Annotated in this window: 14 protein-coding genes; 12 read left to right on the top strand and 2 right to left on the bottom strand. The window is 67.8% G+C overall.

The features are described from left to right. Positions 1-215 precede the first annotated feature (215 nt). Complete coding sequence (locus AB0B20_RS17060; protein ID WP_210895673.1) at positions 216-764, top strand: HD domain-containing protein; 549 nt, start codon at positions 216-218, stop codon at positions 762-764. Here AB0B20_RS17060 and AB0B20_RS17055 read toward each other — a convergent pair. Further along, positions 761-1,228 (bottom strand): NUDIX domain-containing protein, encoded by a 468-nt coding sequence (locus AB0B20_RS17055; RefSeq protein WP_357471646.1) that lies wholly within the window; start codon positions 1,226-1,228, stop codon positions 761-763. The two genes, AB0B20_RS17060 and AB0B20_RS17055, sit on opposite strands and share 4 nt — an antisense overlap. Positions 1,229-1,231: 3 nt before the next feature. Continuing rightward, positions 1,232-1,975, bottom strand: coding sequence for a DUF5919 domain-containing protein (locus AB0B20_RS17050; RefSeq protein WP_357471643.1), 744 nt, complete (start codon positions 1,973-1,975; stop codon positions 1,232-1,234). A 165-nt stretch (positions 1,976-2,140) separates the two neighbouring features. Here AB0B20_RS17050 and AB0B20_RS17045 point away from each other — a divergent pair, with 165 nt between their 5' ends. From AB0B20_RS17045 to AB0B20_RS16995, 11 genes are all read left to right on the top strand, one after another. After that, entirely contained in the window at positions 2,141-2,458 is a 318-nt protein-coding gene (locus AB0B20_RS17045) for a hypothetical protein (RefSeq protein WP_151010791.1), read from the top strand. Between the two features lie 299 nt (positions 2,459-2,757). Then, positions 2,758-3,651: a hypothetical protein gene (locus tag AB0B20_RS17040; protein WP_357471755.1), complete on the top strand. Its 894-nt coding sequence runs from the start codon at positions 2,758-2,760 to the stop codon at positions 3,649-3,651. 84 nt (positions 3,652-3,735) lie between these two features. Beyond that, positions 3,736-4,608, top strand: coding sequence for an FtsK/SpoIIIE domain-containing protein (locus tag AB0B20_RS17035; protein ID WP_357471638.1), 873 nt, complete (start codon positions 3,736-3,738; stop codon positions 4,606-4,608). After that, positions 4,605-4,814: a hypothetical protein gene (locus AB0B20_RS17030; RefSeq protein ID WP_210895678.1), complete on the top strand. Its 210-nt coding sequence runs from the start codon at positions 4,605-4,607 to the stop codon at positions 4,812-4,814. The genes AB0B20_RS17035 and AB0B20_RS17030 overlap by 4 nt, the downstream gene beginning before the upstream one ends. Positions 4,815-4,899: 85 nt before the next feature. Next, a complete protein-coding gene (locus tag AB0B20_RS17025; protein ID WP_357471634.1) occupies positions 4,900-5,343 on the top strand; it encodes a hypothetical protein in 444 nt (147 codons plus the stop codon). After that, positions 5,340-5,642: a hypothetical protein gene (locus AB0B20_RS17020; protein ID WP_210895680.1), complete on the top strand. Its 303-nt coding sequence runs from the start codon at positions 5,340-5,342 to the stop codon at positions 5,640-5,642. The genes AB0B20_RS17025 and AB0B20_RS17020 overlap by 4 nt, the downstream gene beginning before the upstream one ends. 5 nt (positions 5,643-5,647) lie before the next feature. Then, positions 5,648-6,043 (top strand): RRQRL motif-containing zinc-binding protein, encoded by a 396-nt coding sequence (locus tag AB0B20_RS17015; protein ID WP_357471752.1) that lies wholly within the window; start codon positions 5,648-5,650, stop codon positions 6,041-6,043. Between the two features lie 70 nt (positions 6,044-6,113). Next, positions 6,114-6,410 (top strand): hypothetical protein, encoded by a 297-nt coding sequence (locus AB0B20_RS17010; RefSeq protein ID WP_357471632.1) that lies wholly within the window; start codon positions 6,114-6,116, stop codon positions 6,408-6,410. Continuing rightward, positions 6,397-7,233, top strand: a complete 837-nt coding sequence (locus AB0B20_RS17005; protein WP_357471629.1) for a DUF2637 domain-containing protein — start codon at positions 6,397-6,399, stop codon at positions 7,231-7,233. The genes AB0B20_RS17010 and AB0B20_RS17005 overlap by 14 nt, the downstream gene beginning before the upstream one ends. Beyond that, positions 7,230-7,496 (top strand): hypothetical protein, encoded by a 267-nt coding sequence (locus AB0B20_RS17000; protein WP_357471626.1) that lies wholly within the window; start codon positions 7,230-7,232, stop codon positions 7,494-7,496. Before AB0B20_RS17005 ends, AB0B20_RS17000 begins: the two co-directional genes overlap by 4 nt. Further along, entirely contained in the window at positions 7,496-9,283 is a 1,788-nt protein-coding gene (locus AB0B20_RS16995; protein WP_357471623.1) for a replication initiator, read from the top strand. Before AB0B20_RS17000 ends, AB0B20_RS16995 begins: the two co-directional genes overlap by 1 nt. Positions 9,284-9,287: the final 4 nt, after the last annotated feature.

Raw genomic sequence — 9,287 nt, 5'->3', positions numbered from 1 at the left:
GGCGGCCTCCGGGCTTCCCGCTCTCCGCGCCAGCCGACGGGCGTTCTGCGTGGCCGACGTGGAGCGACAGCGGAGCGTCGGACGCGCGCCCAGGCGGCGGCGCGTGCGGCCCGTTCAGGGCCGCCTTGAAGACGTACAGAAACTTTGCACCACATCGCCGGCAGCTGGCCGGACAGGCGGTATTGGTGAGCCGTAGCTGGCGCTATCGTCTGTGTATGTCGCTCGTCTCGTGGGCCTACGAGGTCTCTCGCCAGAACCTTTCGGGCACGCTGCCTCGGCGATGGGCTCACGTTCAGGGTGTCGCCCTTAAGGCCCGCACTCTTGCCGCGGCTGTCGGTGATGACGCCCCCTTGTTGGAGGCAGCCGCGATTCTTCACGATGTCGGCTACGCGCCTCACCTAGCCACAACAGGCTTTCATCCGCTGGATGGTGCGATCTATCTTCGAGACTTGGACGCACCCGATCGCCTGGTCCACCTGGTAGCGCATCACTCCTGTGCTGTTAGGGAGGCTCGTCTACGTGGGCTCGACGGACAGCTAGCTGCCTTTCACGACGAAGAAGGTCCGGTGAGAGACGCGCTTTGGATGTGCGACCTCACCACGACGCCCGACGGAAAGCCTACGGACTTTGCGAGCAGGGTTGCCGAGATTAAGGAGCGGTATGGTCCCGGCGACCTGGTCACGGCCTTCATCGACAGTGCCCAGCAGGACCTAGCCGACGCGATATCAAGAACAAGCAGCCGGCTCCAAGCCGTAGCCGGCTAACCAAGGTAGGGCGCGTCGTCCTTCAAGCCGTGCCGGATTCGCAGGAGCATGGACGGATGGATAGGAAGGCTCTCGATGGCCTCCGGCTCGACCCACTTCACCTCTGGCGATTCGTCACTGGTTCGTAGCGCGCCGCCGATCGGCCGGGCACGGAGGCAGATCGCAAACTCCTGCCGTACCTCGCCGTTGTCGTAGGCGATGACATGCCCTGGGTCGGAGTAGATACCGGACACGCCGGTTAGCTCGACGCGCAGCCCAGTTTCTTCCTCGACTTCTCGTTTGGCTGCCTGTGCCGTCGACTCTCCCAGATCCTGTGCTCCTCCTGGCAGAGCCCAGAGGCGGTTGTCAGAGCGCCGGATGAGGAGGATGCGGCCGACGTCATCTTGGACGAAGACAGTCACAGCTACCACTAGTGAGTTGGCTCGCGGCGCTCGCGGATCGTTGAGGTAGTCGGTCTTTGGCATCTGCTAGAGCCCACCTTCTGATGGCCTCGACGACTCCCAGACCGCCTCGAAGCTAGCGGCGTAGGTATCGAAGAGACCGTAGGTTGCAGTCTTCCGTAGATGCATCGCCGGCGCCATGGGCGCTGTCTTGCCGTAGACATGCGGGTTGACGATCATTTCCCTGTCGAAGCGGTAGATCGAGTTGTAGAGAACAGTTGAATGGCTTCTCACCTCGACTCCTGCCACGCCGCGCAGCGGCCGGAAGAACGCGTTGGCGTGGTCGATCTTCGCCGAGATCGTCTCGCGTCCGATTCCCTCCTCGATGCTGCGCTGTTTCACGGCGCTGCTGTCTCGGTCGCCTAGCAGGATCCGGATCCTTGCGCCGGCGTTTGCCTTCCCACGAAGGCGGTCCAGCAGATCGGGCTTCTCTGTGAGGAACATCCCGACGTAAACAAGAATGTCGACGTCGTCCGTTGCCTCATCCAAGAGTCTGTCCCAGAGGTTGTGGGGGACCGCTCCGCGAGTCGGGTAGAACTGGACCATCCCCGCCGAGTTCGAGGTATCGTCAGCGGCTCTTCGGGCTCCTGGCCACAGGTACTCTTCGTCTTCCTTTAGGCGCTTCGCGATTTTGAAGCGAGTACGAGGGTGCGGGACTCTGCCGCCGAGCCAGCGACTGACGGTTTTGACGTCGCACTCTGTGAACAGTGCCAGCTCGGCGAGAGATATCCGGGAGCGCTCAAGAGCATCTCGCAATCGCTTGTTTGCCATCGTCGCTCCTCACAGCGGGACGTTTCTATCACTATAAACGTCCCAAGCGTCCCCGTAAAGCCGTTCCGACGTCACCTCCTTCGATGTCTCCTTGAGGTGCGAGCGAGCAAAGCCGCGCGAGAGCAGTCGTCCACAGGGGACGCGCTCAGACACAGGAGGTCTGTTGTGAAGCTGTACGTGGACACCACGAGCAAGCAGGTGACGGCGTCGAAGGACCCGGAGCCGAAGAACGACCAGAACGGCAACCAGAAGTCCGAGAAGAACACGGGCCGGCTCATGTGGTCCACCCAGGTCTTCGTTCTCGACGAGACGGGCGGGGAGGTCATCACCATCACGACGGCGGGTGAGAAGCCGAACGTGAAGGTGGGCGACTTCCTGGCGGTCGAGCAGTTGGAGGCCATTCCGTGGGCGACCAACGGGCGTAACGGCGTCGCGTTCCGGGCGGTGTCCCTGAAGCCGAAGAACGGTTCTGCGGCCAAGTAGGTCACTTCGCACGTCGTGCTGTGTGTGCCACTGGTGTCCGTGGCCACCGCGCAAGCGGCCTGACGGTCCGCTGTTTCAACTCCACATGCGGTTCCGGGAGTTGTTCCTGACTCCTACTTCTCCCGGTCCGGTCGCCACCTGGCAGTGGTGACAACCCCGAAGGAAATGGCCCGGGGTCGGTACTGACTCCTACGTCTGCCGACCCCGGTGCCGCCACTCATCCGACCCAACTGGCATTGGGAGGACTCGTCGTGTCCAAGTCTAGCCCCCGCCGCTTCGGCGGCAAGTCAACCGGAACGGTGACGGTCATCGAGGCCAAGGTTCACCGTTCCTCCGCGCGTAACGCCCGCATGGCGTTCATCCTCACCGCCGTCATCGTCGGTGTCCTGTCGGCCGTGGTAGCCGCCTCCTACTGGCACCCGATCGTGGCCCTGTTCGTCGGTGCCCTGATCGGCGTTCCGGCTGGCGGCCTCGTGTGGCTGCTCGTGCGGATCTGGCCGGTCATCCGGCTGCTGTGGTGGTGGACCCCGGAAACCCTGCTGAGCGCCGGACTGCTGACCGGCTGGGTGCAGCTGGCCAACCACACCTCGACCGTGGTGACCCTGATCGTGGTCGCCCTGGTCGTCGGCGTCCCGGCCTCCGTGCCGGTCATCCGCCGCCAGGTCAAGGCGTGGGGATGGTGCCTCGTGGTGCGTCACCGGCTGCGTGTGTGCTTCGCGCAGTTCATCATCGCCAACCAGTCCGGCTCGCTGCCGCTGATCCTGTGGGCTCGTCCCACGCCGGTCGGTGAGCGGGTCTGGGTGTACCTGCGCCCAGGCCTGTCGGCCAAGGACCTGGAATCCCGGCTCGACAAGATCGCCGTGACCTGCCACGCCTCCACCGTGCTCATCGAGCGGGCCGGGGAGAGCAACGCCGCGTACCTGCGGTTCGACATCAAGCGCCGTGAGGTGCTCAACGCCCGGGTGAATTCCCCGCTGGTCGACGCCATCGACCGCAACGCGCCCGTGTCGGCGTCGCCGCTGACGGTGCCCACCGCCCTGGACCTGCCGGACGTCGACGCCCCGGCGATCACCCTTCCGGCCCAGGGCAAGGCCGCCGGCAAGAAGCCGCCGGCTACGACCGCCAACGGCAGCAAGCCTGCGGCTTCCTCCGCGTCGTCCCTGCCGGACGACGACACCTCCGACTGGATCTGACCCCTAACCCACCTCGGACGCGGGGAGCCTCACCGGCTCGCTCGTGTGGCTTCCCGCGCCCACAACGCCCTAGGAGGGCAACCCATGACCACCGTTCCCACGACCGCTGGTGCGGTGCCGGTGGGTGCTGGCCTGTCGATGTTCGACCCGGTGTTCATCGGGATCGACGAGTTCGGCCAGCCCGTCTACCTCGACGTCGTCTACCACAACCTGCTCGCCGCCGGTGAGCCCGGAGGCGGCAAGTCCGGCCTGGTCAACAACATCTGCGGCCACGGCGTCCTGTGCGACAACACCCGTCTCGTGCTGTTCGACGCCAAGCTCGTCGAACTCGGCCCCTGGCGCGACCTGGCCGATGCGTTCATCGGCCCCGACATCGACCAGGGCATCTCGGTGCTGCGCCGCCTGCTGACCGTGGCGACGAACCGCTACACCTGGCTGCTCGCCAACCGGCGCCGCAAGCTCGCCCCCGGCGACGGCATGTCGGTCATCCTCACCGTCATCGACGAACTCGCCATGTTCTCCACCGTCCTCGGCACCAAGGCACAGCAGGAAGAGTTCTCCACCCTGCTGCGGGGTCTCGTCTCCCTCGGCCGCGCCTGCGGCATGCCGGTGGTCGCCGCGACGCAGCGGCCGTCGTGGGACATCATCCCCGCCAGTCTGCGGGACCTGTTCGGCTACCGGGCCGCGTTCCGGTGCACCTCGCTGAACAGCTCCAACATCATCCTCGGCCAGGGCTGGGCCGAGCAGGGCTACACCGCCTCCGACATCGCCCCCACCAACCAGGGCGCGGCCTACCTCCTTGCCGAAGGCGGCGTTCCCCGCCGCATCAAGGCCGCCTACCTCACCGACACCGACATCTACAACATCGCCGACTACGCCGCCTGGACCCGCCGACCCCGGCCACTACCGGACCTCATTCCCGACCTCAGCGGTGTCGACATGGAGGCAGCGGCATGACCACCCGTGAACACGCCTACGCCAAGGCCAACAACCAGCGCGCCGCCCAGTTCACCGAACTGTGGATCGTCGGCCGTCCCGAGGACATCGCCGCCATGGTCCAGGTCGCCTCGGCCAGCGGCCGACTCGTCTACCTGTCCGCCCCGCGCTCGATGGGCGGCGACGACACCCGCCAGCGCCGCTACCTGCGGCTGCGCACCAAGTAACCGGGTCGACAGGACCAGAAACGCCTGCCAGCAACCGCTGGTCCTGCCGACCTTCCGCCAACAGCCCCGAAAGGACGTGGCTGCCATGAAGGCTACCCAAAACCGTCCCACCACCGCACTGGTCACCACTGCTGACCTGCTGCGGATGGCTGCCCTTTATCTGCGCCGGCACGGCTGGCACCAGGGCACTTACTACGCCCCCACCACCGCCGACACGCCCACCCCGCCGGCCTGCGCCGCCGGGGCCATCGGCATCGCCAGCGCCGGCCACCGCGTCGAGCACTTCTCCCAGCTCGACCCCGACGCCCTGGCCGACTACCTCGCGGCCATGGCCGCGTTCGTCGACTACCTCGACATCTTTTACCCGCTGTTCTGCATCGACGAGGACGGCTACCTGCTCGACGAGCACATCTCCCCCTACTCGTGGAACGACGACCCGGCCCGCACCGCCGAGCAGGTCGTCACCGCCCTTCTGGCCGCTGCCGACGAATGGGACCGCCTCCACACAGACGGGGGCGAGAACCGATGAACACCGTCAAGAAGCCCTTGACGCCGCGTGTTCCTTCGCAGCGTCGCCGGGACGTTGTCGAGAACGACGAGTTCGCCGCGTTCGCCCGGCGCATCATCCGCGCTCACGGTCGCCGCGTCGCCGCTGGCGACGTCGAAGCGCTCCGCGACCTGGTCGCCTTGTCGACCAACATCGACGAGGCCATCGGAGAGGCCGTCGTCGGCCTGCGGGCCTTCGGCTACTCCTGGTCCGAGATCGGCACCCGGCTCGGCATCTCCAAGCAAGCCGCCCAACAGCGATGGGGCGGTGAGAAGCCGTGACCGACCTGCGCAGTAACGACCTCGACGTGCTCACCGAGCGCACCGGCATCCGGGTTGAGTTCTACGACCCGGACGGCACCCGCTACGGGTTCCCCACCTTCCCCTACCACGCCGCACCGTCCGGCCTGGCCACCGTGCGGCAGCTCCGCGCCGCCGGCCTTCGCCCCAACGGCCAAGACCCGATCGCGCAGATCTACTGGCGGCACCGCAAACAGCGCCGGGTCGCCTACCTCTACCGCCTGGACCTGGCCGCGCCCAAGCGCACCGCCACCCCGGCCCAGCGGGAGGCCATCGCCAAGGCGCTTCGTGCCCGTCGCACCTGCCGCCACTGCGGCCAGCTCAAGCCCTACTACATCCCCCGCCGTACCGGCTCCTGCCTCGACTGCACCGGAGGCCACTGATGGCTGTCCTCATCACCTTCGCCGTCGTCCTGCTCATCGGCATCGCCATGGCCTACATGGGAGGCGTGCGATGAGTTTCCACCTGTCCGACCCGTGCCTGTGGTGCATCGAGGGCAGCAGCCCTGCCGGCATCCACGACATCCTCGGCCCGGTCTACAAGCCCTGCCCCGTCTGCCTCGGGACCTGCGCCCTCTGTGAAGGCGACGGACTGTTCCCCGCCGACTTCACCTGCCTGCCCTGCTTCCGGCAGCAGCTCGCCGCCCAGGGCCTGGCCCCGATCATGTGCGCCCACTGCTCCGGCGTGGTCGACCTCATCCCCCTCGACAGCATCCCGGCACCGGAGGTGACTCCCCATGTCGAGCACTGACCCGAGCACCTTCACCCAGGAATTCGCCGCCGAGTACGCCCGCAACGCCGTACCCGCCATGCTCAAGGCGATCGGCTCCATCAAGCGGTACAACCGCTTCGTTCTGCTCGGTGCGCTGCTGACCAGCTACCTACACCAAGCCCACTACCTGTGGACCCAGAACGCCGGCTACTTCGCCTACCTCGTCCCCCTGATCTTCGACGCCGCGATGGTGTCGATGCTGACCGTCGTCCGAACTTCCGGCATCGCCAAAGACGCCAAACGGGGAGCACTCGTCGTGTTCGCCTGCGCCGCGCTGCTGTCGGCAACCATCAACTTCGCCTCCCCCGGCAGTCTCGGCCTGCGCCTGGTCTTCGCCCTGGTCGTCGTCCTCGTCATCGGCGTGGAACTCGTCGCCGGACGCATCCGACCGGACTTTGCCGCCATCGAAGCCGAAGCCGCCGCTCTGCTCGCCGCCGCCCGCAACCTGGCTGCCACCAACGAGCACACCACCGAATCGCCTGCCGCCGTGCCGGACACCACCACGCCAGCCGTCGACGCCACCGCCGTCGTCGGCACCCCGCCGGCCGCCGCGCCGGCTGTCATCGAGGCACCCGCGCTTACCCCGATCCCGGCCGCCCGGCCGGAGGTCCCCGCGCACCTGGTGCCCACCGCCCGTTTCGCCATCCGCCAGCACGAGCAGACTAACGGCCGACCCATCACCGCCGACGAACTTGCCGCCCTGCTCACCGTCACCCCGGCGATTGCCCGGGAACTGCTGCACTCCATCAACGGTCACACCACGGCCGTGAACGGCACGCCCGTCGCCGGTGGTGCCCGATGACCATCTACGTCGTCGACATCGAGTACGTCACCCACACCTGCCCGGCCTACACGGTGCCGCACATCTTCGACACCCGGCGCACCGTCATCGACGTCATCCCCGGCGGTCCTTGCCGGACCCCGGTCACTATCCGCTGCGGCGACACCACCGCCGTTGTTCCCTGCTACCGGCACGAACCGGCCGACCGCCAGTGCGGGGCCTGCCGGATCATCGTCACCCAACACACCATCACCACTCGGCACCTCGACGAGGTGTCCGCCTGATGGCCTCGACGCTGGATCTCACCCCCCGTGCTTCGGCCCGGGGGGTGGGCTCGAACGCCGACACCACCGCCACCGTCTACGGCTACACCGCCGCCGGCTCCGCCTTCCAACGCGCGCAGCAGCCCGACTACTTCGGCTGGATCGAACACGTCCGCGCCGCCGCCGGCTGCACCCGCCCCATCAGGCTCGCCGGCAGCCTCTACACCGTCGAACCCGCCACCGGCCGCGTCCTCGACTCCCGGCACACCGACGCCATGCCCGACGCCGCCATCTACAAGGCGTGCGGCAACCGCCGGTCAAGGGTCTGCCCGGCCTGCGCGCAGACCTACCAGCGCGACGCATTCCAACTCCTGCGCGCCGGGCTCATCGGCGGCAAAGGCGTCCCCGACAGCGTCGCGTCGCATCCAGCGGTCTTCGCGACCTTCACCGCGCCATCGTTCGGCACGGTCCACGCCCGGGTCGTCAAGCGACACACCTGCCGCAACCGCCGCCGCTGCGACTGCCGCGCCGAGCCCTGCCACGCCCGCCGCGACACCGGCCTCTGCGTCCACGGCCGCCCGGCGGTCTGCTGGGCCCGCCACGAGCAGGGCGATGCCGCCATCGGCCGCCCGCTGTGTCTGGACTGCTACGACCATGGCCACCAGGTCGTCTGGAACATCTTCTCCGGCAAGCTGTGGCACCGCACGAAGCAAGCCGCCGAACGCCACCTCGCGCAGCTCGCCCACCGCCGCGGCATCCCCCGCGTCGAAGTCCGCACCGCCTCCGGCAAGCTCCGCACCCTGCCCCCGGTCCGCCTCTCCCCCGGCAAGGTCGCCGAACTCCAAGCACGCGGAGCTGTGCACTTCCACGCCATCGTCCGCCTCGACGGCGTCGAACCCGACGACCTCGACGCCATCGTTCCCCCACCGGCCGGGTTCACCGTTGACGACCTCGTCGAGGCGCTCCGGCACGCCGCCCGACAGGTCACCTTCCGCACCCCGCACCACCCCGAGCGGCCCGACGGCTGGCCGATCGCCTGGGGCGAGCAACTCGACTTGAAACCCATCACCGCCGACGGGACCGGGGAGGTCACGGACAGCCTCGTCGCCGGATACCTTGCCAAGTACGCCACCAAGAGCACCGAGGCCACCGGGCACACCTCCACCCGCCTGACCGCCGACAGCATCGGGGACTACGCCGACCCCGACGGCGACCACACCGCCCGCCTCATCGACGCCTGCTGGCGCATCGGCCGACCCACCGGCACCCCCGTCCCGCTGTCCGAACGGCCCCGCGAACCCCGGCCACGCCCCGGCTTCGTCCCGCGTTGGGAATGCCCCGACTGCGGCACCCACACCCGATACGCCGCCTGCCCCGTCTGCATCGCCGACCGTCAAGCCGCCCTTGACGCCGAACCGCCGAAACCGGCCAGCGGCAACCCGTACACCCGCCTACGGCGGTGGGCTCACATGCTCGGCTACGGCGGCCACTTCCTCACCAAAGCCCGCCGTTACTCGGTGACCTTCCAACTTCTGCGGAACACCCGCGTTGCCTTCCGTCGCCACGACCACGAGCACCAAGTCGACGAACAGCCCGGCATCTCACGCACCGCCGACCACCTCGGCGACACCACCACCGTGATCGTCGGCACCCTCACCTTCGCCGGCGTCGGCTGGCACACCACCGGAGACGCTCTCCTTGCCAACACCGCCGCAGCCATGGCCAGAGAGCGACGAACCATCGGCCGCGAAGAACTCGCCCACGAACTCACCAACAACCCGGCCGGCACCGTCCCGGCCGCCGCCTGACCCA

The sequence above is a fragment of the Micromonospora sp. NPDC049151 genome (assembly GCF_040648395.1).
Lineage (GTDB): Bacteria > Actinomycetota > Actinomycetes > Mycobacteriales > Micromonosporaceae > Micromonospora.
Note: the sequence above shows the minus strand (reverse complement) of the source record. Positions and strands in the feature narration are given on the sequence as shown.